Annotated in this window: 18 protein-coding genes and 1 riboswitch; of the genes, 9 read left to right on the top strand and 9 right to left on the bottom strand. The window is 44.8% G+C overall.

What is annotated here, in order from left to right:
- Positions 1-85: 85 nt before the first annotated feature.
- The 4 genes from EO131_RS10730 to EO131_RS10715 all read right to left on the bottom strand — a co-directional run bounded on the left by EO131_RS10730 (position 86) and on the right by EO131_RS10715 (position 4,060).
- Positions 86-1,543 carry a NupC/NupG family nucleoside CNT transporter gene (locus tag EO131_RS10730; protein WP_127021712.1) on the bottom strand — a complete coding sequence of 486 codons (1,458 nt, stop codon included), beginning with the start codon at positions 1,541-1,543 and terminating at the stop codon, positions 86-88.
- 6 nt (positions 1,544-1,549) lie between these two features.
- Positions 1,550-2,179, bottom strand: coding sequence for a bifunctional nuclease family protein (locus EO131_RS10725; protein ID WP_127021710.1), 630 nt, complete (start codon positions 2,177-2,179; stop codon positions 1,550-1,552).
- An 89-nt stretch (positions 2,180-2,268) separates the two neighbouring features.
- Positions 2,269-3,237, bottom strand: coding sequence for an electron transfer flavoprotein subunit alpha/FixB family protein (locus EO131_RS10720; RefSeq protein WP_127021708.1), 969 nt, complete (start codon positions 3,235-3,237; stop codon positions 2,269-2,271).
- A 76-nt stretch (positions 3,238-3,313) separates the two neighbouring features.
- Entirely contained in the window at positions 3,314-4,060 is a 747-nt protein-coding gene (locus tag EO131_RS10715) for an electron transfer flavoprotein subunit beta/FixA family protein (protein ID WP_127021706.1), read from the bottom strand.
- 171 nt (positions 4,061-4,231) lie between these two features.
- Between EO131_RS10715 and EO131_RS10710 the strand changes: the two genes are divergently transcribed.
- The 4 genes from EO131_RS10710 (at position 4,232) to EO131_RS10695 (ending at position 10,981) form a co-directional block, all read left to right on the top strand.
- Complete coding sequence (locus tag EO131_RS10710; RefSeq protein ID WP_127021704.1) at positions 4,232-5,212, top strand: pyruvate dehydrogenase complex E1 component subunit beta; 981 nt, start codon at positions 4,232-4,234, stop codon at positions 5,210-5,212.
- A 158-nt stretch (positions 5,213-5,370) separates the two neighbouring features.
- On the top strand, positions 5,371-7,866 hold the full coding sequence (locus EO131_RS10705; RefSeq protein ID WP_127021703.1) for a DUF5686 family protein: 2,496 nt from the start codon (positions 5,371-5,373) through the stop codon (positions 7,864-7,866).
- 73 nt (positions 7,867-7,939) lie between these two features.
- Complete coding sequence (locus EO131_RS10700; protein WP_127021701.1) at positions 7,940-8,467, top strand: inorganic diphosphatase; 528 nt, start codon at positions 7,940-7,942, stop codon at positions 8,465-8,467.
- Between the two features lie 111 nt (positions 8,468-8,578).
- The gene (locus EO131_RS10695) at positions 8,579-10,981 is read left to right on the top strand and encodes a sodium-translocating pyrophosphatase (protein WP_127021699.1); all 2,403 of its coding nucleotides are present in this window, start codon (positions 8,579-8,581) and stop codon (positions 10,979-10,981) included.
- A gap of 201 nt (positions 10,982-11,182) precedes the next feature.
- On the opposite strand, the gene EO131_RS10690 is transcribed toward EO131_RS10695, so the two are convergent.
- From EO131_RS10690 to EO131_RS10670, 5 genes are all read right to left on the bottom strand, one after another.
- Positions 11,183-11,899: an energy transducer TonB gene (locus EO131_RS10690; protein WP_127021697.1), complete on the bottom strand. Its 717-nt coding sequence runs from the start codon at positions 11,897-11,899 to the stop codon at positions 11,183-11,185.
- Positions 11,900-12,097: 198 nt separating this feature from the next.
- On the bottom strand, positions 12,098-12,310 hold the full coding sequence (locus EO131_RS10685; RefSeq protein WP_127021695.1) for a hypothetical protein: 213 nt from the start codon (positions 12,308-12,310) through the stop codon (positions 12,098-12,100).
- Between the two features lie 129 nt (positions 12,311-12,439).
- Entirely contained in the window at positions 12,440-13,054 is a 615-nt protein-coding gene (locus tag EO131_RS10680; RefSeq protein WP_127021693.1) for a deoxynucleoside kinase, read from the bottom strand.
- A 130-nt stretch (positions 13,055-13,184) separates the two neighbouring features.
- Entirely contained in the window at positions 13,185-13,868 is a 684-nt protein-coding gene (locus EO131_RS10675) for a response regulator transcription factor (RefSeq protein ID WP_127021691.1), read from the bottom strand.
- Positions 13,861-15,366, bottom strand: a complete 1,506-nt coding sequence (locus EO131_RS10670) for a sensor histidine kinase (RefSeq protein ID WP_127021689.1) — start codon at positions 15,364-15,366, stop codon at positions 13,861-13,863. The genes EO131_RS10675 and EO131_RS10670 overlap by 8 nt, the downstream gene beginning before the upstream one ends.
- Before the next feature lie 113 nt (positions 15,367-15,479).
- Here EO131_RS10670 and EO131_RS10665 point away from each other — a divergent pair, with 113 nt between their 5' ends.
- From EO131_RS10665 to thrA, 5 genes are all read left to right on the top strand, one after another.
- On the top strand, positions 15,480-16,376 hold the full coding sequence (locus EO131_RS10665) for a GLPGLI family protein (protein WP_241243831.1): 897 nt from the start codon (positions 15,480-15,482) through the stop codon (positions 16,374-16,376).
- Entirely contained in the window at positions 16,376-19,066 is a 2,691-nt protein-coding gene (locus tag EO131_RS10660) for a carboxypeptidase regulatory-like domain-containing protein (protein WP_127021687.1), read from the top strand. Before EO131_RS10665 ends, EO131_RS10660 begins: the two co-directional genes overlap by 1 nt.
- A gap of 165 nt (positions 19,067-19,231) precedes the next feature.
- A complete protein-coding gene (gene metK, locus EO131_RS10655; protein WP_127021685.1) occupies positions 19,232-20,485 on the top strand; it encodes a methionine adenosyltransferase in 1,254 nt (417 codons plus the stop codon).
- A 105-nt stretch (positions 20,486-20,590) separates the two neighbouring features.
- Entirely contained in the window at positions 20,591-22,525 is a 1,935-nt protein-coding gene (locus EO131_RS10650; protein ID WP_206512879.1) for a CocE/NonD family hydrolase, read from the top strand.
- A 114-nt stretch (positions 22,526-22,639) separates the two neighbouring features.
- A riboswitch (SAM riboswitch) is annotated at positions 22,640-22,746 on the top strand.
- 77 nt (positions 22,747-22,823) lie between these two features.
- The gene (thrA, locus tag EO131_RS10645; protein ID WP_127021683.1) at positions 22,824-26,213 is read left to right on the top strand and encodes a bifunctional aspartate kinase/homoserine dehydrogenase I; all 3,390 of its coding nucleotides are present in this window, start codon (positions 22,824-22,826) and stop codon (positions 26,211-26,213) included.
- The last annotated feature ends 26 nt before the right edge of the window (positions 26,214-26,239 follow it).

The following is a 26,239-nucleotide window of genomic DNA, read 5'->3' as shown; positions in this document are numbered from 1 at the left end:
ACTGCATCTTTAAAAATTTTGAGATTGAACTAAATTTGACATTATACCTTTTGCCTTTAACCCTTCACCTTTAACCCTTGACCTTTCACCCAAGTATCATCCCCGCAATGGTCGCGGAAAGCAAAGAGGCCAAAGAACCGCCCAAAACGGCTTTCATGCCAAATTCGGATAAGTTTTTGCGCTGACCTGGTGCCAAGGAACCGATACCACCGATTTGGATGCCGATGGAAGCGAAATTGGCAAAGCCACACAGCATGTAAGTGGCCATAATTACCGATTTGTTGTAGGTGAAATGCACTCCATTGGCTACGTTTTTAAGGTCGGCCAATTGAATGTACCCGATAAATTCACTGGCGGCCAATTTGATACCGAGCAACTGCCCCATGAGCATCACATCTTCATTGGCTACCCCGATCAACCACATAAGCGGGGCAAAAACGGTTCCCAAAATGGCTTCGAGCGAAAAGCTTTGGTAGGGTGAGTTGGCTGCTATCCAAGTATTAAAGGTGGTGATGTCTCCGATCCATCCCAAAATACCATTGATCATGGCAATAAAGGCCACGAAAACCAATAGCATGGCGCCTACGTTCAGGGCCAATTTTAAGCCCTCAGTGGTACCATTGGCAATGGCATCCAATAAATTGGAACCTATTTTTTCTGTGGATACCTGAACATCCGTATTTACGGCTTCCGTCTGTGGATATAATATTTTTGAAATAACAATGGCACCCGGTGCGGCCATTACAGATGCTGCCAATAAGTGCTTGGCAAAAACCAGTCGTAAAACCGGGTCATCTCCTCCCAAAAATCCAATATACGCAGCCAAAACGGCTCCTGCCACAGTGGCCATGCCCCCGATCATCACCAAAAGGATTTCGGACCGGTTCATTTTTTCGAGATAAGCTTTGATCAATAGGGGAGCTTCGGTCTGGCCCAAAAAGATATTACCGGCCACAGACAAACTTTCTGCTCCGGATATGCCCAAAGTTTTCGATAGCAACCAAGCCATACCTTTTACTACCCATTGGATGACCCCTAAATAATAAAGCACCGAAGTCAATGCGGAAAAGAAGACAATGGTGGGCAATACCTGAAAGGCGAAGATGTACCCAAAGGTATCCATATCTACTACAAGGCCCTCGAACAAAAACTGGCTTCCTGCCCTGGTGAATTCCAAAATACTCACAAAAATTCCGCCTACCTTTTCAAAGGCATATTGTACGAAGGGTACTTTGAGTACACCAATGGCTATTAAAACTTGTAGTGAAAGTCCGATACCCACGGTTTTCCAGTTGATGGCCCTGCGATTGGCACTGAACAAAAAGGAGATCAAAATCAAAACGGCCATACCCAACGCGCCACGCAATAAGGTGGTTATGGTAAATCCTTGATTGGGAATAATGTCGGGTGATGCTTGGGTGACCACATTTTCAACGGTTGCATCGATGGCAACGTTCAAGGAATCCGCTGGTACTGAATTTTGGCCGAATGCGACCGAACAAAGGAGCAGAAGGATCAGTAATCCAGAGTACTTTTTTGCCATGTATGTTTATTTGCGCTTGGAAATTTCGTCCCGTAACTTGGCAGCCTTTTCGTAGTCTTCATTGGCTACTGCCTTATCCAATTCTTTATGGAGCTCTTCGAGGGATAGCTCGCGATAGCCGTGGGCTTCAGCCCCGGATTCTATTTCCACGGTTTCGCCTTCCTGTAAAATTTCGTCCACCACAATGCTATCATCTTCCTTTTCCTCTTCCTCCTTGGTTGAAAATTTCAAGAATATACCTGCTTTATCCAAAATGGTCTTGTAGGTAAAGATGGGTGCATTGAAACGCAAGGCGAGAGCAATGGCATCACTGGTGCGTGCATCGATGATCTCTTCAACCCCATCCCGTTCAGAAATTATGCTGGAATAGAACACGCCATCCACCAATTTATGGATGATGACCTGCTTGACCACAATCTGGAACCGGTCGGCGAAATTCTTGAAAAGGTCATGCGTCAAGGGCCGTGGCGGCTTTATTTCTTTTTCCAATGCAATGGCAATGGACTGTGCTTCAAAAGCGCCTATAACGATGGGGAGTTTTCTGTCCCCTTCCACTTCATTCAAAATAAGGGCGTACGCACCATTTTGGGTTTGGCTGTATGATATTCCCTTTATTTTTAATCGTACTAAACTCATATTATCCTCCTAAAGCCAAAAAGGCTGTTCAAATAAGTGGCGTAACCAGTTATCTGAACAGCCCCTTGCAATGGGCAAATTAACAAAATTTAAGCGTTTTGGGCTTTAAATTCCTTTAATTTTTCGATGAGTTTGGGCACTACCTCGAAGGCATCCCCAACGATACCATAATCTGCAGCCTTAAAGAAAGGTGCTTCGGGGTCGTTGTTGATCACCACTTTTACTTTTGAAGCGCTAACACCGGCCAAATGCTGAATGGCGCCAGAAATACCAACCGCAATGTATAGGTTGCTCGCCACTGGTTTTCCAGTTTGGCCCACGTGCTCGCCATGCGGACGCCATCCCAAATCGGATACAGGTTTGGAACATGCGGTGGCTGCGCCCAAAACATCGGCGAGTTCCTCGATCATACCCCAATTCTCAGGACCTTTCAATCCACGACCACCGGATACCACAATATCGGCATCGGCAATGGTCACTTTTCCGGCCACGCGATCCACCTCTACGGATTTAACCGCAAAATCACCTTCACTTAAAGAAGGGCTAAAACTTTCGACATTGGCAGAAGTGTTGTTTTCCACTACGCCAAAAGCATTGTTGGAAACGCCAATGACCTTGATGTCCGAGGAAATTTCTGTGTGCGCAAAGCCTTTATTACTGAATGCGGTTCGTTTTACCACAAATGGGGAAGTGCTATCGGGTGCAGCAACCACGTTGGGTACGAAACCAGCGTTCAATTTTGTGGCCAATATCGGGGCCAAATATTTGGAATCGGCCGAGGTGCTCAGAACAATCACTTTTGCTCCTTCGGCTTGGGCCGCTTGCGCCAAGGCATCAGCATAGGCTTTTGCATTAAAGGTAGCCAATTGATCGTCCACTATTTTCAACACTTTGGAAACCCCGTAGGTTCCCAATTCGGCATCGTTTTCCGCATTGAAGGTCACCGCAGTAACGCTTGTGCCTAGGTCCTGGGCCACTTTGTAGGCATAGGATACAACCTCAAATGCATTTTTTTTGAATTTTCCCTTGAAGGATTCTGTATATACTAATACTGACATAATTTTTTGAAATTTCAATATTCAAACCTCAAATTCCAAGTTGTTTTTTTGGAGTTTGGAATTCTGAATTTTTTATTTAAATCACTTTAGCTTCGTTGTGCAATAGGTCTACCAGTTCTCCCACATTGTCGGCGTCCACCAGTTTAACGGGACCTTTGGCCGCTGGTTTATCGAATTTTTGGTCTTGTGTGGGTTTGGCAGCCTCAACTGGCTCCACCACATTAAGGGCTTTTTGGCGCGCCATCATAATGCCACGCATATTGGGGATGCGCAGGTCGCTTTCTTCCACCAACCCTTTTTGACCTCCGATCACCAGGGGCAAAGAGGTGCTTAGTTTTTCCTTTCCACCATCGATTTCACGCATTGCGGTAACGTTGGTTCCGTCAATTTCCAAACCGATACAGGTGTTTACAAAGTTCATGTCCAACAACGTGGCCAACATGCCGGGAACCATGCCCCCATTGTAGTCGATGGACTCCCTGCCTGCAATGACAAGGTCGTAACCACCATTTTTAACTACTTCGGCCAACTGCTTGGCTACATAAAAACCATCGGTTGGTTCTGCATTCACCCGAATGGCCTCATCGGCGCCAATCGCCAATGCCTTTCGGATGGTGGGCTCCGTTTGGGCACCACCCACAGTGGCCACATGAACGGTAGCTCCCTGCTTTTCTTTGAACCACATGGCACGTGTTAGCCCAAATTCATCATTGGGATTAATCACAAATTGTACCCCGTTTGTATCAAACTTGGTATCGCCTTCCGTAAAATTGATTTTGGAAGTAGTATCCGGTACGTTGCTTATGCAAATTAAAATCTTCATATATACTTTAGGTTTATCGCATCAAATATAGCTAATAATTATGAAATTTATTATGCATGCATAATAAATTTTGTTCTTTTTTTTGATGAATGCCCAAGTGATGTTCGTGTAGTTTTTGCTATTTTTGCTTGCGTTTTTAAGCACACTAACGAAATTCTTTAGTTCGATTTAATGAAAACACTACAGTTTAGGGAGGCCATCGCCGAGGCCATGTCCGAAGAGATGCGAAGGGATGAATCCATTTATTTGATGGGTGAGGAAGTTGCAGAATACAATGGAGCCTATAAAGCATCCAAGGGCATGCTTGATGAGTTTGGACCGGAACGTGTATTGGATACCCCGATTTCTGAGTTGGGTTTTGCTGGTATAGGCGTAGGTTCTGCGATGATCGGCAATAGGCCCATTATAGAATTTATGACGTTCAACTTTTCCTTGGTAGGAATTGACCAAATCATAAACAACGCGGCAAAGATCCGTCAAATGTCCGGTGGGCAGTTTAACTGCCCCATCGTATTTAGGGGCCCAACCGCATCTGCAGGGCAATTGGCAGCAACGCACTCCCAGGCTTTTGAAAGTTGGTATGCCAACTGTCCAGGTCTAAAGGTAGTGGTACCTTCGAATCCTGCTGACGCCAAAGGATTGTTGAAGTCTGCCATCCGTGACAACGACCCCGTTATCTTTATGGAGTCCGAGCAAATGTATGGAGACAAAGGGGAAGTGCCCGAAGGCGAGTACACCATTCCGTTGGGTGTGGCCGATATTAAAAGGGAAGGTACGGATGTAACCATCGTTTCCTTTGGAAAAATCATAAAAGAAGCTTACAAAGCTGCCGAGGAACTGGAAAAAGAGGGCATCAGTTGTGAGATCATTGATTTACGCACCGTTCGCCCGATGGATATCAATACCATTCTAACATCGGTCAAAAAAACCAATAGGTTGGTGATTTTGGAAGAAGCCTGGCCATTTGGCAACGTGGCTACCGAAATCATTTACCATGTGCAGGACAAAGCATTCGATTATTTGGATGCACCCATTGTAAAATTGAACACCGCTGATACGCCAGCTCCTTATTCACCAGTGCTTTTGGCCGAATGGTTGCCAAACCACGAAGATGTGATCAAGGCTGTTAAGAAAGTGTTATATAAGTTATAGAAACTTGTAAGTAAGGTATATTAGCCCCGACAACATGGTTGCCGGGGCTATTTTTTAGGGAACAGTTTTTGATAAGACATTACTTTTAAACCAAATTTGACCTAAGTTGATATGTGGAATCGCTTTCCAGCTGTTCTTCATGTCCTTTATAGCTGCTCATGAACAAATTCCTTTCTTTCGTTTTCTTTTTGATCTTTTTGTCGGTTTCCGCACAGACCAAGGTGGAAGGTATTGTGACCGATGAGACCGGCATGCCCATTGCTTTTGCCAATATCATCTTTGTGAACTCCTCCGAAGGAACCATCACCAACGACAATGGTCGTTTCTATATGGAATCCGATGAAACCTACAGTGCCATTAAGGTGTCCTTCATTGGCTATGAGACCAAGGAGATCCCATTGCCACAAAAGGTAAATTACGGAATGGAGATTGTTTTGCCCGAATCCGCGGAGCAATTGAGGGAGGTGATCGTTTACACTGGAAAACAATCCAAAAAGAACAATCCGGCCATTGATATCCTTAAAAAAATATGGGCCAAAAAGCGCCAAAACGGGGTGCGGATGTTTAAACAATACCAGTACGACAAATACGAGAAAATCGAGTTCGACCTGAATACCATCGACAGTGCCCTGATCAAGAGCAAGCTTTTCAAGGGGTTGGAATTTATGTTCGAAGATCTCGATACTTCTAGGATAACTGGTAAAACCTACCTGCCCATCTTTTTGAACGAAACCTTTTCCAAAGTATATGGGGACAATATCATCGATAAGGAAAAGGAGGATGTATTGGGCAACAAAAATTCAGGCTTTAGCGGCAATCAGGCCATCACTGCGTTTGTGGAGGACCTTTATTCCGATTATGATATTTACGACAATTACCTCAAATTTTTCGACAAGAGCTTTACCAGTCCCTTGTCCAAAACGGGGGTGGATGTTTATAATTATGTGTTGTCCGACAGTACGTTTATCGACAATAAATGGTGCTATAACATTATCTATTATCCCCGACGCAAAAACGAGTTGACCTTCAAAGGGGACTTTTGGGTGAACGATACCACCTTCGCCATCAAGAAAATCAACATGCAGGTCACCAAGAGTGCCAACATCAACTGGGTGAAGGAAATATACATTGAACAGGACTTCGATGTGGTGAGCGATTCGGTCTTTTTACTGAAACGGGATTACATGTTGAGTGATTTCAGCTTCTCCAAAAAGGAAGAATCACGGGGGGTATATGGCAAACGCACCACGGTTTTTGACAATTACCAATTCGATACCAACCGACCCGAAGCTTTCTACAAGGCCGTTTCCGACCCGTATGACCCACGAGTGTTCTCGCAGGACAGTGTTTTTTGGAAGAATGCTCGCTTGGAAAGCTTGAACGACGATGAATCGGGTATTTTCAAATTGTTGGATACCCTGAAGACCGTTCCCAAGTTCCGGACCTATTACGACATTGTCAGTATTTTGGGTTCCGGTTATGTGGAAATCGATAAGTGGAACATCGATATTGGGGATATCTACAGCACCTTCGGTTTTAACGATGCAGAGGGTATTCGACTAAGGGCGGGGGCGCGGACCTATTTCGGCCAAAATGATACTTGGCGTTTGGAAGGGTATATGGCCTATGGATTTGAGGATAGAAAGTTCAAACATGGTTTTTCCGGTAAATTCCTGTTGGACCGAAAAAGCAGATTGATCGTTTCCGGGGGCAATCGAAGGGATATTGAACAATTGGGACTCAGCCTAACCAGTACAAATGATGTATTGGGGCGAAGCATCGCGTCGTCATCCTTGGTTACGGTCGGTTCCAATAACCGGTTAACGAACATAAACCTGTCCACTTTCAATGTGGAAATGGAACCGGTGAAGAATTTTCGGTTTAGTGTGGGCAGCTCGTTCCGTACGTTGAGTTCCGCTCTGCCCGATGCCTTTAGCCTCGATTATGTGGACCCGACTTCGCTTACGGGTATTGCATCGGAAATAAAACAGTTCGATGTCAATACCACCATCGTCTATACTCCCGGAAAGCGAACCATTGGCTATGGGGTGGAACGGGCCAATATCAATGACAATTATAGCACCTTGGTGCTGAACTATACCAAAGGATTCAGTGGTTTTTTGGAAAGTGATTTCGATTATGAGAAACTGCAATTTTCCTATCGTCAACCTTGGCAGATTGGTGGTTTTGGCCGATTGACCAGCAGTGTGGAACTGGGCAAGACCTTCGGTACGGTGCCATTGGGGCTGTTGAGTGTGATACCGGGCAACCAGACCCTGTTCTCGCTGTACAACGTGTTCCCCAATTTGGATTTTTATGAATTTGTGACCGATACCTATGCCACGGTCCATTTGGAGCACAATTTCAACGGGCGATTGTTTTCACGGATACCCGTGTTACGAAAGTTGAACTTAAGGGAAATTGTAGGCCTACGTGGAGCCTGGGGGCAATTGTCCGATGAGAATATTGCCTTGAGTGCCCCGACCAATATCCCATTGATGGCCCCTACCGACCAAATTTATTGGGAGTATTCCTTTGGTGTGGGCAACATCTTTAAAATATTGCGAATCGACTTCAACTTTAGGGGGAATTACTTGGATAATCCCGATGCACGCAGATTTGGTATCACCGGAACTTTCGGATTTAACTTTTAATTCATACTAAAAAGCCCGTTTTTACCTGTAAATCCAGCAATACTGGTTATTTTTGCAGAAAATAAAACGAAAAATGGCTAAGAAACCACAGATAACCTTTGATGTTCTAGTAGAAATTCCAAAAGGAAGCCGAAACAAATACGAATACGATTTTACGTTGAACAAAATCCGATTTGATAGGACGTTGTTCTCTTCAATGATGTACCCGGGTGATTATGGGTTCATTCCTGAAACGTTGGCTTTGGACGGTGATCCCTTGGATGTTCTGGTACTTTGTACCGAACCAACCTACCCAATGGTTGTGGTGGAAGTAAAGCCAGTGGGCGTTTTCCACATGACGGATGAGAAGGGACCTGATGAAAAATTGATCTGTGTTCCGGTTTCCGACCCTATTTGGAGCCAACGTGATGACATTAGCGAACTGAACCCCCACCGATTGAAGGAAATCGAGCACTTTTTTCAAGTGTACAAGGATTTGGAGGAAAAGAAGGTGGATACCGGAGGCTGGGGCGATGTGAACGAAGCCATCCAGATTTACCATGAGTGTGTGAAACGTTATGATAACAGCGACCACAAAAAGAAACGTACCTTCACCATATAGGTAAGAATAGCATTGAAAAAATGCGCCTTTTATAAACAAAGGCGCATTTTTTTTATTACTTCGTATTTTACTACATTAGCAGCCGTTAAAAAAATCTAAACAACTCAATCTATGGATTTAATCGTAAAGTTTTTGCCCGTTTTTGGTATCCTGGGCCTGTTGTACGTTTTCATTAAGAACGTATGGATCTCCAAACAAGAGGTTGGAGACGAAAAAATGGCAAGGATTGCCAAGAATATTGCCGATGGGGCCATGTCATTCCTAAAGGCAGAGTATAAAATTTTGAGCATATTCGTTGTGGCCGTTGCCGTGCTATTGTTCTTCAAAGGAAGTAACGAAGCCGGTTCCAACGGTATGGTGGCCGTTTCCTTCGTTGTAGGGGCCATCTGTTCCGCATTGGCAGGTTTCATTGGAATGAAAGTTGCCACCAAAGCCAATGTTAGAACCACACAGGCGGCTAGAACGTCTTTGGGCAAAGCCTTGGAAGTAGCCTTCGCCGGTGGAGCCGTTATGGGTCTTGGTGTTGTGGGCCTTGGTGTTTTGGGATTGAGTGGACTCTTTATGATTTACAGCGGACAAGGTTGGGAATTGGCCGAGGTGCTTAACGTACTTTCCGGGTTCTCTCTTGGAGCCTCATCCATTGCACTATTTGCCCGTGTGGGTGGTGGTATCTACACCAAAGCAGCCGACGTTGGTGCTGACCTTGTGGGTAAGGTGGAAGCCGGTATCCCAGAAGATCACCCGTTGAACCCTGCAACCATTGCCGATAACGTTGGTGACAACGTAGGGGATGTGGCCGGTATGGGTGCCGACCTTTTTGAATCCTATGTGGGATCGATCATCGGTACCATGGTATTGGGTGCTATTTTTGCAACCCTTCCCGAATTCCAAGCTTCCTTTGATGGCCTTGGAGCGGTATACTTACCTTTGGCATTGGCCGCTGTGGGAATCGTGATGTCCATCATTGGAACCTTCTTTGTAAAGGTGAAAGATGGTGGCAACCCACAGACCGCATTGAACATTGGTGAATTTGGTTCTGCTGGACTCATGTTGGTAGCCTCTTATTTTATCATTACCGGAATGCTTCCAGACTCTTGGGTAGAGGGCGGAAAAGAATATTCTGCCATGGGTGTTTTTTGGGCGACCATTGCAGGTTTGGTAGCTGGCCTTTTGGTAGGTAAAGTAACCGAGTACTATACCGGAACAGGTACAAAACCGGTGAACTCGATTGTTCGCCAGTCAGAAACCGGTTCTGCTACAAATATTATTGCAGGTTTGGGTGTGGGTATGATGTCCACTGCCATTCCAATTATTTTGATTGCTGCTGCTATCTTGGTGTCCCATCATTTTGCTGGACTTTACGGAATCGCAATCGCTGCCGTAGGGATGTTGGCGAATACAGGAATCCAGTTGGCGGTTGATGCCTACGGTCCTATTTCGGATAACGCTGGTGGTATTGCCGAGATGGCCGAGTTGCCAAGGGAGGTTCGTGAGCGCACCGATAAATTGGATGCGGTGGGTAACACTACAGCTGCCATCGGAAAAGGATTTGCGATTGCTTCTGCTGCCTTGACAGCTTTGGCCTTGTTTGCCGCGTTTATGAAAACAGCCGGCGTACAATCCATCGATGTGTCCCAACCTGATATTATGGCTGGTTTGTTGATCGGTGGTATGTTGCCGTTCGTGTTCTCGGCCCTTTCCATGAATGCGGTGGGTAGAGCGGCCATGTCCATGATTGAGGAAGTGCGTCGTCAGTTTAAGGAAATCCCACAATTGAAAGCGGCTTTGGAAGTAATGCGTAAATACGATTCAGACCTTTCCAAAGCGACCAAGGAGGATATGGAAATTTTTGAAGCTGCCGATGGGGTGGCCGAATATGAAAAATGTGTGGCCATTTCAACCCAGGCGTCCATTAAAGAGATGGTATTCCCAGGATTGTTGGCCATTGCCGTTCCTGTTGCCGTTGGTTTTATCGGCGGTGCTGAAATGTTGGGTGGTCTATTGGCCGGTGTAACCACAGCAGGTGTGTTGATGGCGATTTTCCAATCCAATGCCGGTGGTGCATGGGACAATGCCAAAAAGACCATTGAAAGCCAAGGAAGAAAAGGTAGCGATGCCCACAAGGCAGCCGTTGTTGGGGATACCGTTGGAGATCCTTTTAAGGATACTTCAGGTCCTTCTTTGAACATCTTGTTGAAATTGATGTCCGTGGTGGCCTTGGTAATCGCGCCAAGTTTGGTAAGCCTTGCTCCAGCCGATGAAATGGGCATGTTGCATGAGGAAACCAAAACCATCAATGTTACCGAGGAAGGTATGCAAACCACCCAAGCCATGGAAAAACAAATCCGTGTGGAGGTGAGCAATACCGATGAAGGAACATTTAAAGCCGTGGTTACTTCAAGTACCACAAACAATGGTGAGGTAGTGGAAGAAACCGAAGAGTTTACTGCTGCCACCAAAGAAGAATTGGAGCAAAAGATCCAAGAATATAAAAGTGCTGAGGCAAAGAATTAGCGCTTGCTTTTCTGCAAAGCTGGAAAAACCACGCCAATTGGCGTGGTTTTTTTATTTTTCAATGTAAGAATTAAGATTTCTAAATCGTCTTTACAATCCTCATTTCGAAATGACTGTTCCGATAATTTGTCATTTCGAACCGACCTTTGGGAGCTTGAGAAAGCTAATAGTTGTCACATCGATCGCAGTCGAGATGCCATTTTAGTTCAATACAAAAGTAATCGGAATGGCATACGGTACTTTCACTGGGGTTCCCCGTTGTTTACCAGGAATCATTTTGGGCAATTTAGAGATGATCCGGGCGGCTTCCTTCTCCAAGCTCTCGTGCGGACCTCGCAAACGAACATCGCCAATGCTGCCATCTTTTTGCACAGTGAAAATTACATTTACCTTTCCTTGTAATCCCATTTCCATGGCCATTTCAGGATAGTTGAAATTTTTCTTGATGTGTTTGAGCATCATCTCCTGAAAACAGTCCCTTTTTTCTTTTTCGGTGGACTGATTTTCACAGCCCGGAAAAATGGGTGCATTTTCAATCAAAATGAAGGGTACGGTATCTGGAATGTCTTCTTCGGCAACTTCAATATCATCCACTTCGGCTATTTCTGTGTCTGGATTTGGTTCATTAGCTTCAATTGGAGTTTCGTCAAAGTCCGAATCATCGGGAGCGATTTCAATTATTGGTGGTGCTTGAATTTTTGGCTTTGGAGGTTCGGGCAGTTTTTGGATGGTAATGGGGGCTTCTTCATCAGGCAGTAGATCAGGATCAAGTTGTCCGAAGTCACAAGCGATGGTTTCGTTATAACTTTTCCATTCCAAAGCCAACCAAGTGGCAAAGAGGACTACGGTCATCCCCACAAAAAAGTAAAGGATGCTGTTTTTTCGTAGATCGGATTTTGGGTTCTTTTTTGTTTCCATGATTTTCAAATTTTTGGCCGCAAGGGCGTAGTTACTGGTTGTGGGAATAGTCCCAATCCGAAACTAGTTTGAAAATCAAATGTTTAAAAGCAATAATGAGGGAACGGGTAGTTTGGGTGAGGGAAATACCCTCTCATTGTTTTATTCATTGGATGATTTGGAAAAGATATTTGGTAAACTCACCCCAGTTGGTTGTTTTTATTTCTGAAGTTCAAGGAGTTCCATGGCTTTCTTTAGTTCTTCTTGAAGTTCGTCATAACCAATAATTCGCCCAATGCTAGTGTATTCAAGAAAATGTGTTCTTAGGTTTTGGTACAATGTTTCCTTGATTTGTTTTTGTAATTGAACCACTTCCTTGGTTTGCTCCATACTTTCCAGTTGCTTGTAAAGCTTCAAAATGTCTGAGTTCATGCTCTCTTTCTTAAGATTCTATTTTGATGGAGGGGTTACGGTCCATCCCAGATTAACACAATTAAATATAGTTATATCTCTTCAAAAAGAAGGATATTGAACAAATTACATATTTCTGGCGTAAATTTTTTAAAACAAACCGTGGATCTCGGCATCGATACGGTTGATTACCGTACCCAAATCCTCGGGATCGGATACGAAATCGAGGTTGTCCACATCAAAAATGAGCAATTTCCCTTTTTCGTAGGTATTGGCCCAAGCTTCGTAACGCTCGTTCAATCGGCTGAGGTAATCAATGGAAATGGAGTTTTCGTAATCCCGCCCGCGTTTGTGAATCTGACTGACCAAATTGGGGATGGAACTGCGCAAATAGATCAACAAATCTGGTGGTTGCACCAAACTTTCCATCAATTCGAACAAGCTTTTGTAGTTTTCGTAATCCCGGTTGGTCATTAAACCCATGGCATGCAGGTTGGGTGCAAAAATGTGCGCATCCTCATAAATGGTACGGTCCTGGATCACATTTTTTCCCGTTTCTCGGATCTTAAGAATTTGGCGGTACCGGCTGTTCAAAAAGTAGATTTGCAGGTTAAAGCTCCAACGTTCCATTTGGGTGTAAAAGTCATCCAAATAGGGATTGTCCACCACATCCTCAAAATGGGCTTCCCACTTGTAATGTTTTGCAAGTAAGTTGGTTAAAGTGGTTTTTCCAGCGCCAATGTTTCCAGCTACCGCAATATGCATAGGGTGATTGTGTTTTAAGTTGGTGTTTGTTGATCAGGGGATTTCTAATCGCCGCAATATACAAAGTATTACGGGATGTGAAAAAGGAATTGGATAAAAGGAACGTTTGTTTTGTCGTGCGCCTAAAACCCTAATCGAAAACCAATTTATATCCAAAACCACGTACATTGATGATCTCAACGGAAGGGTCTTTTTGCAACTTCTTGCGGAGTTTGGTAATAAATACGTCCATACTTCTCCCGTTAAAAAAATCATCCGTTCCCCACAACTTTTTCAATATTTCCGATCGCTCCACCAACGTATTGCTCTGCTGCACCAATAATTGCAACAAGTGTGCTTCACGATGGGTGAGCTGCACTTTTTCCTCGGTTTTGTATTGTAATGTTTGCCTTGTAAAATCGAATTGGTAATTGCCAATGGATACCGGGCCGGATGTTGTTTGGGAAGCGCTCCGCAAAAGATTGTGTATGCGGGCGATGAGCTCTTCCATGCTGAAAGGTTTTTTCAGATAATCGTTTCCACCTATGGAAAACCCTTCCACTACATCTTGTGTCTGGGTTTTGGCCGTTAGGAAAATAATAGGGATGTTTTGGTCCATTGCCCTTATTTCTTTGGCCAGGGTAAATCCATCTTTCATGGGCATCATCACATCCAACACCAACAATTGTGGTTTTTCGTTTTGAAAAACGGCAAGGGCTTCTTGGCCATTTTTGCACAAAAGAATGTTGAAGTCCCGTGTTTCCAGACTTTCCTTTATGATGAGACCCAATGATGGTTCATCTTCCGCCAAAAGTATGGTAATGGGCTCAGGCATGGGGTATGGAAATTTTAAAGGAGGTTTTGTGCTTGCCCAGTTGCAAGGTGACCTGTCCGCCATGGGAGGTGACTATCTTTTTAGTGTGGTACAGGCCTATGCCATAGCCCTTCACATCATGAACATTCCCTTTGGGAACCCGATGGAATTTTTCAAAAATGGCGTCTTTGTCCGCAGGAGAAAGCGAAGTGCCATTGTCCTCCACGATGATTTCCAAGGACGAAGCGGTGGCGTTCAGAACAACCTCAATGGTATCGCCCCCATACTTAACGGCATTATCCAGTACATTGTTGATGGCATTCTCCAAAAGCAGGGCATCAATGGTGGCAAAGGCCTCTTTTACCTCGGACTTAAATGCAATACTCTTTTCGGTATTCAGTTGGTGCCTTTCCACCAATTGCGCTAAAATGGGTACAAGGTCCACCCGTTTTTTGTTCAATATCGGCCCCTGCTGGTCAAAAGATGCGGTTTCGAGCAGTTTTTCCACCATATGGTCCAATTTGGCCAATTGGTCTTGCGATATGCCAATATAGGATTTGGCCTTTTCAGGATTGTTGAGTACATCAAAACCGGTAATCCCTTCGAGAGCCGCATGTATGGTGGCAATGGGTGTTTTGAACTCATGGGTTATGTTGGATATAAAATCATTTTTAAGCTCGGCCAATTGTTTTTGTCTTTTTATGGTGGCCAATAGGTAGAACAACGAGCCGATTACGGCAAGTACCAATAGGGTGGATAGCAGTATGCCACCAAGGATACGTTGTAATACAATGGCCTGCACATCGGGAAAAAACACCTCCAAGGTACTGGCCCTGGGCAAAAAACTGGATTTCGAGGTGGTGGATAGGGCTGCGCTTTGTACAACTTCTGAATGGAGTTCCTTGGTTTCCCCATTTTCGGGACGAAATACCAATCCGTAAGGCATTTCAATGTTTTTACGGTGCAGCTCATTGGCGAGCAAGGTGTCCAAACTGCCCAACTCGAGGGTGTCTTGGGTTATGGATATGATGACTTTGGAGGTCAACAATTCAAAATTCAAGGGTCTAAGAGTGTCATTTTCGGCAAGGGAGTCAATGGTCCAGCCTCTTCTGAATCGGCTATGATCTCTTGATGTTGGTACCTGAAAAATGGGCAAAGAATCCGAGGCAACACCCCTGATTACCGTAAATTTTTTGGTGCTGTCCCTGGTGAGCGAATCCAACCCGCGAATACCCTTACTGGAAATATCGATCCGATGCATCAAACTGTCGAACTCCCCATCGCCTTTCAAAAAATCCCTGGTGCCCTCAGAATTCAAAGCAACTGCAACGGTATTGCGCTGGGCCAAGTTTTCATAATAGGAATTCACCGCATTGTCCAATCCTATTTGTACTTCGTTGATGAGTTGCTGTTTGTTGACCAAATAGTTGTTGTAGTTCCAATATACCTGAATGCAGATGGTGGCCAAGATTACAGTGGCAATCAGATAGACCATCCATCGGTAATTGAACTTTCCCATACGCCAAATTACGTGCTTAAATATGGTAAAACCAATCGGTTAACACTCGTTAACACTGGTTAACACTACCATGCAGCTTAAAAAATGATATTTGGACAAACCAAAAATCAAAGATGATGAAAGCACAAATAACATGGGTATTATTGTTTTTAGTGGCGCCATTGATGGCCCAAGATTTTCAAGGTAAGGCCATTTACCAAAGTAAAACATCAATGGACATTAAGTTGGATGGCCAAGGCATTTCCGATGCCCAAAGGGAACAGATCATGGAAAGCATGAAAAAAAGCATGGAAAAGTCTTTTGAGCTTACCTTCGATCGTTCCGGTTCCATATACCAAGAGGAAGAGCGTTTGGGAACCCCAGGGGCGACCCAAAGTGGGTTTACCATGGTAATTGCCGGAAGCGGTCAGGGAAAATATTATAAGAACGTCCAAACCCAGACCTATGTGAACGAGACCGATATGTTCGGGAAGTTATTTTTGGTGAAGGACAGTTTACAACCTTGGGAATGGAAGTTGACTTCAGAAACCAAGAAGATTGGGAATTATACTTGTTATAAGGCAACCGCCATAAAAAAACCGGATACGACCTTGGTTAGGCGCTTAAAAAGACTTGACAATAACCAGGACAACGAAATGGGCAAAGATAGTGTTGCGCAGGATTCCACTGCAAACAACTCTTTGCTTTCCCGCATAGAAAAACCGAAGGACCAGCTCATTACCGCTTGGTATACGCCGGAAATTCCCATCAGTCAGGGTCCTGGCCCGTACTGGGGTCTACCGGGTTTGATTTTGGAAGTGACCACCGAAAGAACAGCTATTCTTTGCAGTAAGCTCATTCTTAATCCCGATAAAAAGGAAGCCGTGGAGCCGCCATCAAAGGGCAAAAAAGTATCTCAGGCAGAGTATGATGAGATCTTGGCCAAGAAAATGGAGGAAATGCAAGAAAGGTGGCAATCCAATAGCCACAGAAAAGATGGTCAATCCATCAGTATTGAAATTAAGGGTTAATGCGAAGGGTATTGTTCTGGATACTGTTTGTCTGCCTTTTTTGGGGAGGCAATGGAAGGGTATTTGCCCAACAGTTAACACTTACGGGTACGGTTAGGGATACACTCCAACAACCATTGGATGTAGCAAACGTTGTCGTAATCAACCAAGAAAACCAAGCCTTGGATGGGTTTGGTATTACCGATGATAATGGTCGGTATAGTATCAAGGTCAAGGCCAATAGCAACTATATTTTAAAAGTGAGCTACCTTGGTTTTGTGACCAAGGAGCTGTCCTTGCAGACCAAAGAAGCGGATATGGTTCAAGATGTGGTGTTGGAGCCCCAAATTGCCAATCTGGAAGGGGTAGAGGTAGTGTACGACATTCCAATTTCCATAAAAGGGGATACCATTGTTTATGATACCGATTCCTTTGTAAGCGGCACCGAACGGAAATTGGCAGATGTACTTAGCAAGTTGCCCGGTATTGAAGTCAACGACCAGGGTGAAATCAAGGTAGAGGGCAAGAAGGTGTCCAAAGTAATGGTGGAAGGGGAAGATTTTTTTGATGGCGATTCCAAACTGGCTTCCAAAAATATCCCGGCCAATGCCCTGGATAAGGTAGAAGTACTCCGAAACTACAGCGAAGTGTCCCAGTTGAGTGGGGTCACCAACAATCAGGACAATATTGCCCTGAACATAAAACTGAAGGAAGGCAAAAAGAAGTTTTGGTTTGGTGAAATAACAGGGGGAGCGGGTCTTGATGAACGCTATGTGGCCCACCCCAAATTGTTTTATTATAGTCCCGAGTTTAGTTTAAATGTGTTGACCGATCTGAACAACATTGGTGAGGTACCCTTTACCACAATGGATTACTGGAACTTTACCGGAGGTTTTGGCGGGGCAACCAGAGGTACGGGCACAAATTTTAATACGGGCTCTGGTGGTCTGGGACTTACCCTTTTGCAGAACAATCGCGCCAAGGAGATCAATACGGGATTCGGCGCGGTAAATTTTGGCTATAAGCCCACCAGTACATGGCGCTTGAGCGGTTTCGGAATTTATTCCTATACCAATACCCTGATGGAAACGGAGGCCCGCAAAACCTATATTGTAAGCAACCAAACGGAAACGGCCAGTACCAACACGGATCAAATTTCGCACTTGGGATTGGTCAAGTTTTCTTCAAACTATAAACCCTCGCAACGTTTGCAATGGAACCACGATGTGCTGTTGAAAATGTCTGATGAGACCGAGGCGGTGAACACCCTTTCCGTTTCTGATGTTACCGACAATATTGTTCAAAACCGGGAGCAGACCCCAAGCAGTATCAGACAAAATTCGAACCTTTACTACACCCTAAACGAGAAGCATATTTTTGCCTTGGAGACCCAATACGAGTATGCCAACGAAAATCCCTTTTATCAGGCCATTCGGGAACAACAACCTTTTGTGGGCCTTGTGCCTTTGGATGAGAACCAAAATAGGTTCAATGTGAACCAAGAGCAACGTGTGATCACCAACCGATTAGATTTGAAGCTCAACTATTTTTGGGTGACAGGTCCCAAGAGCAACCTCAATTTCACTTTGGGAACCCTACAGAGCGGACAAAAGTTCAATTCCGGGATTTTTCAGATCCTGGACAATGGCTCCAACCTGGATTTCGATTCGGATGAGTTGAACAACACCGTTGATTTTGGTTTCTCTGATGTGTTCATGGGCCTGCACTACAAAATGGTGACCGGAAAATTTACCTTCAACCCCGGTTTTCACATTCATAATTATGTTGCGACCAATCAGCAATTGGGGACCACGGTGCAGGACAAACGCTTCAATTTGGTGCCCGACTTTTTTGTGAACTTCCAAATGAAAAGATCGGAGAGCCTCCGTTTCAATTACAATATTGACCGCGGTTTTACCAATATCACCAATTTGGCTCGGGGCTATGTGTTCAACAATTACAATTCACTGTACCAGGGCAATCGAAACCTTGAAAGTGCACTGTACCATAATCTATCCCTAAATTTTTTTAGTTTCAGCATGTTCAATATGCAAAACATTTTTGCCCAATTGAGCTATAGCAAACGGGTGGATGCTTTCAAGAGCAACACGTCCATTGCCGGTATTAATCAGGTCAATACCACGATCAATTCCGACCTAGAGGATGAAACCCTGAACGCAACCGGAAATTTCCAACGCACCTTTGGCAAGGTTAAAATAACAAGTGGTGCCGTGCTGTCCCAAACCATTACCAACAACGTGGTGAACGATGCTCCTCGAAAATCCACCTCTTTCACGCAGGAATATTCGGCTTCGGTGGGAACCAGTTTTGCGAATGCCCCAAATGTGGAAATGGGCTACCGCTATGCAATCAATCAGTACAGGACAGGAACCGCTTCCTCCACGTTTTATACGGATAGGCCCTTTGTGAAAATGGATATGGTCCTCTTGAAAAATTTCATCTTTTTGGCCGACTACAATCACTACTATTACAGGGACAAAGCGGGCAGTATTGAAAACAAATATGGTTTTTTAAACGCAAGCTTGTCTTATCAAAAAACGGACAGCAAATGGGAATACAGCATCAACGCTACCAATATTGCCAATAATCAAGACTTGAATCGGGACAATTACAATGATCTCTTTTTTAGTACTTCGGCCTATAGGGTGCAGCCCCGATACGTGGTATTCAAAATAAAGTATGAGCTGTAGTTTTAAGTTTTTGGAAATCTTTTTGGAAATAAAAGGTTTTCCCATAATTTTGCTCCGCGAACCGAGGAAGGATTTGACTGATTGCAACCTCATTAAAAAATGCTAAAGCAGTTGGCCATTTCCCGGTCCATTCTCCGTCAAATCCTTCTCGCTTAAATTAGTACAATGTCATATTTATTTACGTCCGAGTCCGTAAGCGAAGGACACCCAGATAAGATTGCCGATCAGATCAGCGACGCCCTATTGGACAATTTTTTGGCTTTTGATCCCGAGAGCAAAGTGGCCTGCGAGACTTTGGTGACCACTGGGCAAGTGGTATTGGCCGGAGAGGTGAAAAGTCACACCTATGTGGATTTACAGAGCATTGCTCGCGAAGTGATCAACAACATAGGCTATACCAAGGGCGAATACAAGTTCAGTGGGGATTCCTGTGGGGTGATTTCATTGATCCACGAACAATCACAAGATATCAACCAAGGGGTAGATCGCGGCAGTAAGGAAGAGCAAGGTGCCGGGGATCAAGGGATGATGTTCGGTTATGCCACCAAGGAGACCGAAAACTACATGCCGTTGGCCTTGGATATTTCACACAAGATTCTTCAGCAATTGGCTGTTTTGAGAAGGGAGGGAACCCGAATTCCCTACCTAAGACCCGATGCCAAGGCCCAGGTGACCATTGAATATTCCGATGACAATGTGCCACAGCGCATCGATACCATAGTGGTTTCTACCCAGCACGATGAATTTGACACTGACGCCAACATGTTGGCCAAGATCAAGGCGGATATCATCAATATATTGATTCCAGAAGTCAAGAAATTGTTGCCGGAGAACATTCAAAAATTGTTTACCGACCATATTAAATACCACATCAACCCCACCGGAAAGTTTGTGATCGGAGGTCCGCATGGCGATACCGGCTTGACAGGTCGTAAGATCATTGTGGATACCTATGGGGGCAAAGGTGCCCACGGTGGTGGAGCCTTTAGTGGAAAAGACCCTAGCAAGGTGGACCGAAGTGCGGCCTATGCAGCACGACACATTGCCAAAAATTTGGTGGCCGCTGGTGTGGCCGATGAGATGTTGGTACAGGTAAGCTATGCCATCGGAGTAGTGGAGCCCACCTCTATTTATGTTGATACGTACGGCACCTCAAAAGTAGGTCTGAGCGATGGAGCCATTGCCAAAAAAGCATCCGAATTGTTCGATATGCGCCCCTTTGCCATTGAAGAACGTTTAAAACTCCGCAATCCGATCTATCTGGAAACAGCGGCCTATGGCCATTTGGGTAAACAGCCCCAAACGGTGACCAAGATTTTCGAGTCGCCCTACAACGGAAGAATCGAGAAGGAAGTGGAGTTGTTCACCTGGGAAAAATTGGACATGGTGGACAAGGTAAAGGAAGCTTTCGGGCTATAATACTGAATTACAATTGGGAAGAAGGGAGTCTAACAAGGACTCCCTTTTTTTGTTGGGATACTCCCATGATCTTTAGTAGCTTTAGGGAATCAAAAAATTCAATCCATGAGAAGTTCGGTCAAAATCCTATTGTTTAGTCTTGGTTTTATGGTGTTGGCAGTAAGCTGCAAAAAAACCGTCAAAACAGAAACCGAAGTGGTCGACACCTACGTGGTGGACCATTATACCAAAAAGGAAGTTGACATTGAAATGCGGGACGGCGTTACATTGCATACCACAATCTATTCGCCAAAGGATACCTCGAAAAAATATCCCATCATTATGCAGCGGACGCCCTATAGCTCCAGACCTTATGGCGAAGGCAATATGAGGACCAAAATTGGACCCAACGAACATTTGATGAAAGAGGGGAACATCATCGTTTATCAAGATGTTCGGGGCAGGTGGATGAGTGAAGGCCATTATGAAAACATGCGGGCCTATATTCCCAACAAAACGTCCAATGATCAAGTAGATGAAAGCTCGGATACTTACGATACCATTGAGTGGTTGGTGAACAATGTGGAGAACAACAATGGCAATGTGGGAATTTGGGGAATTTCCTATCCCGGATACTATGCCACCTACGCTACGGTGGATGCGCACCCAGCTTTAAAAGCTGCTTCGCCCCAGGCATGTATCGGCGATTTCTTTTTTGATGATTTCCACCATAACGGTGCCTATTTGTTGAGTTATTTCCGCGCTACCAGTTTGTTTGGTACCCCTAGGCCCAACGGAGACCAGCCTGTTGATACAGCTTGGTATGTCCTTCCGGAATTGCCGACCCAAGATCAATACCAGTTCTTTTTGGACAACGGCCCATTGAAGAATTTGGACCACTTTTTTGAATACGAAACGGCCGATACCCCGACCATGCGCCCCGAAGGGGTCACCGATGATTTTTTCTGGAATGAGTTGAAAGAGCATCCCAATTATGATGAACATTGGCAAAGCAAGGGGTTGATCCAACATTTGAAAGATGTAAAAAGCAGTGTGGCTACCATGATCGTGGGTGGTTGGTTCGATGCGGAAGACCTGTACGGGCCGCTGGAAACCTACAAGAACATTGAAAAATACAACGAAGGCAATTACAACACCATGGTGTTCGGCCCTTGGGATCACGGGGGGTGGGCCCGTGACCGGGAACGAAATGTAGTGGGCAACTACTATTTTGGAGATTCTATTTCGTTGTTTTTCCAGGAAAAAATAGAGACCAAATTTTTCAACCATTTCCTCAAAGGAGATGGTAGTATGGATTCCGGATTGCCCGAAGCCTATGTATTCGATACGGGCAAAAAAGAATGGAAAATGTACGATACCTGGCCTCCTCAGAATGCCGTGAAACAGACCCTATACCTTTCCGAAGACCAGGAACTTACTTTGGACCAAAAAGGAACCGAAGGCATTCAGTTTATCAGTGATGTGAAAAAACCCGTTCCGTATTCCGAAGATGTGAAGACCGTTTTCACTCCAAGAAAGTACATGACCGACGATCAGCGTTTTGCCGCACGACGTTCCGATGTTTTGGTATTTGAGACCGAGGTGATGGACAAAGACTTTACGTTGGCCGGTGATATTATGGCCCATTTAAAGGTGGCCACCACGGGTACCGCAGCCGATTGGATCGTTAAGGTAATCGATGTGCATCCGGCCGATGCCGAGACCAACGAAGAAATGCAGGATCACCTCAAAATGAGCAACTATCATTTAATGGTACGCAGCGAAGTATTGCGGGGCAGGTTCCGAAACAGTTTTTCTGACCCTGAGCCCTTTGTGCCCAACCAAAAGACCGATGTGGACATCAAACTTCAGGATGTGTTCCATACGATCAAAAAAGGCCACAAATTGCAGATTCAGGTGCAGAGTACATGGTTCCCCTTGATTGATATGAACCCGCAGACCTATGTGGACAACATCTTTAAAGCGGACGAATCCGATTTCAAAACACAGACCCATACCGTTTTCACCGATTCAAATATTGAGTTTACGGTGTTGAAGTAGTAAACTGTTTGTAGGCAAAGTATTTTTAAGGGGATTGTGAAAAAATCCCAAAAGATTAGGAAATTCCATTTTTCCATCAGTATCTTTGTCCAACGAAGTTCACACACGTATTGAAAGTTATCAAGAAAGGTGGAGGGAATAGACCCTTTGAAGCCTTAGCAACCCTTGACCCCTTTTGTCAAGAAGGTGCTACATTCTATCCCATTGGGAATAGATAACGCAACCCGGTAGTCTCTGCCCCACTTTCTTATAACCCAATTTTTATTATTTATTGACCTTCAAGGTCACATATTGCATTATGGAATTAAGGCATTTGGACATACAGCATTTTAAAACGATCAATGGAACCGAGCAGGATTTGAAACTGTCCTATCAATTATTTGGCCAGCCCTTACACACCGCACCCATTGTATTGGTGAACCATGCATTGACCGGCAACTCCAACGTGGCCGGGGAACAAGGTTGGTGGTCCGATTTGATCGGGGACGGAAAATGCATCGATACCCAAACGTATACCGTACTCTCCTTTAACATTCCGGGTAACGGTTATGATGGTTTTGTAATTGAAAACTACAAGGATTTTGTGGCAGGGGATATCGCCCGAATCTTTCTTTTGGGATTGGAACAGTTGAAGATAGACCGACTGTTTGCCATCATTGGTGGCTCATTGGGAGGTGGCATTGCCTGGGAAATGGCAGCCTTCAACCCGAGAATTACCGAACACCTCATTCCTGTGGCCTCCGATTGGAAATCCACGGACTGGTTGATTGCAAACTGCCAGATCCAAGAACAGTTTTTGGTCAATTCCAAGCAACCGGTGCACGATGCACGTATGCATGCCATGCTCTGTTATCGAACTCCGGAATCCTTCAAGGAACGGTTCAAGCGGAGTACGAACGAAGAATTGCAGGTCTTCAATGTGGAAAGCTGGCTGATGCACCATGGCAAAAAATTGCAGGAGCGCTTTCAACTGTCCGCCTATAAGTTGATGAACCAATTGTTGAAGTCCATCGATATTACCCGAAACGGAGAAGAGGCTTTTCAAGCTTTACAGGACAGCGATACCAAAATTCATATCATAGGGGTCAATTCCGACTTGTTTTTTACCGCAGAGGAAAATAAGGAAACCTTTAAACGATTGGCACAGGCCAATACCAACGTCACCTATGGTGAGGTCCAGTCGCTTCATGGCCACGATGCCTTTTTAATGGAGTTTGAGCAATTGGAAAAGTTGCTGCAGTCGGTCTTTAAAAGTCAAGCAGATACCGAACGCATCAAAATTCTCAAGTTTGGCGGTAAGTCTTTAGCCAATGGGGAAGGATTGGAAAGGGTTCTGAAGATTATCAAAAACAGGGCCGATAAAAAAGAACATTTTGCTGTGGTGGTCTCCGCCAGGGGTAATGCAACGGATGATCTCGAAAACCTTCTGGATTTGGCTGCCTCGGGAGAAGATTTCAAATCAGCTTTGGAAGCGTTTGCAGCCTATCAAAAAAATAATTTTAAGGGCGTCGATATTGATGCTGAACTCCAGACCATCGAACGAATCCTGAACGGGGTGTCCCTTACTGGCGATTACAGCCTGAAGACCAAGGATGAAATTTTGGCCTTTGGGGAATTGATTTCCGCCAAAGTGATCACCTCCTTGCTCAATGCCAATGGATTGAAGGTGAAATTGTTCGATTCCAGAAAATTGATCAAGACCGACGACACTTTCAGCAATGCTGAAGTAGACCAAAGTGCCTCCAAGGAGAATGTGATTCGCTATTTCCACAACCTGGAGCCAAACACCATTGCAGTGGTCACAGGTTTTATCGGGTCCAGTAGGGAAGGGGCCACCACTACTTTGGGCAGGAACGGTAGTAACTATTCCGCGGCACTCTTGGCCAACTTTTTGGATGCAGGGGAGTTGGTGAACTATACCCACGTGGATGGCATTTTCACGGCCAATCCGGAATTGGTGAAGGATGCCAAATTAATCGATGTTATATCATACAGTGAGGCCAACGAGTTGGCCAATTTTGGTGCCAATATTTTGCATGCCAAAACCATCATTCCACTGATTGAAAAGAACATTCCACTACGTATCTGCAACACCTTCAATGATGACAATGAAGGCACGTTGATTGGACCGAAAACAGACAATGGAGGCATCAAATCCCTGTCGGTGTTGGACAATATGGCCCTCATCAACCTAGAAGGTAGGGGACTGTTGGGCAAGGTTGGTGTGGACATGCGGATATTCCGTGCCTTGGGTCAGAACGGGATAAGTGTGGGCATTGTTTCCCAGGGATCATCGGAACGGGGCATTGGTTTGGTGGTGGATGCATCCCTTGCCGATAAGGCCAAAAAAGTATTGGATATTGAGTTTGAGACCGATTATTCCAGCCAGGACATCAACCAGATCACCGTGGTAAAGGATGTGTCCGTGATTTCCATTGTGGGCATGGATTTGAGCAGTTTCCACAAACCGTTCAATGCTTTGGCCAAAAACCAGGTGATTCCGTTGCTTTTTAACAATACGGTGACCGGAAAGAACGTGAGTATGGTGGTTAAAAAATCCGATCTTACCAAAGCGGTGAATGTGGTGCACGGGCAGATTTTTGGAATCGCCAAACGTATCAATTTGGCGCTGTTCGGTCATGGAAATGTGGGCGGCACGTTGATCGAACAAATTTTGGGTTCCGAAAAGAGCATCGAAGAACGAAAAGGAATCGACCTGAGGGTATTTGCCGTGGCCAACTCCAGAAAGGTATTATTGGATGCTTCTGGCATTGGCTCCGATTGGAAAAAGCGATTGGAAAAAGAAGGCAAACCCTACCAGTTGGAAGACATTATGGCCTTTGCACAAAAGCATCATTTGGAAAACTTGATTGCTGTGGACAATACGGCAAGCAGCACTTTTGTGGAGCAATATGAACCCTTGATCAAAAAAGGCTTTGATTTGGTTTCCTCCAATAAAATAGCCAATACCCTTAGTTTTGAGAAATACAAGTCCATTAGAAAATGTTTGGATGACAATCAAAAACAATACCTCTACGAAACCAACGTGGGGGCAGGGTTGCCATTGATCGATACTATAAAGTTGTTGCACCTTTCTGGGGAGAACATCACCCGTATAAAAGGGGTTTTCTCAGGATCTTTAAGTTATATTTTCAATACCTTTTCAGAGAAGGAGGCCAACTTTTCGGACATTGTAAAGGAGGCCATGGCCAATGGATATACTGAACCCGACCCAAGGGAAGATCTATCGGGCAATGATGTTGGTAGGAAGTTGTTGATATTGGCCCGTGAACTCGATTTACAGAACGAATTTGCCGATATCAACATCCAAAATCTGATTCCTGAGGGTTTACAGACACTGGATTTTAATGATTTTATGGGCAGGATTGTGGAAATGGACAACATTTATAAGGACATCAAGAAAAATCAAAAACCGGGACACGTGCTTCGGTATGTGGGGGATTTGCATGGCGACCTGCAACAGGACAAAGGAATTTTGGAGGTGAAGTTGGTTTCGGTTCCAAAGGAAAGCGCCCTGGGTCAGGTGAAGGGCTCCGATTCCATCATAGAAATCTATACCGAATCGTATGGGGAACATCCATTGGTGATTCAAGGGGCAGGAGCTGGAGCGGCCGTTACGGCGCGCGGTGTTTTCGGTGATATATTACGAATAGCTGAAAAGATATAGCTTCGACTTCGCTCAGCTACCGTTTT

It is taken from the genome of Flagellimonas beolgyonensis (assembly GCF_003992615.1).
Lineage (GTDB): Bacteria > Bacteroidota > Bacteroidia > Flavobacteriales > Flavobacteriaceae > Flagellimonas > Flagellimonas beolgyonensis.
This window is presented reverse-complemented; position numbering and strand designations above follow the sequence as displayed.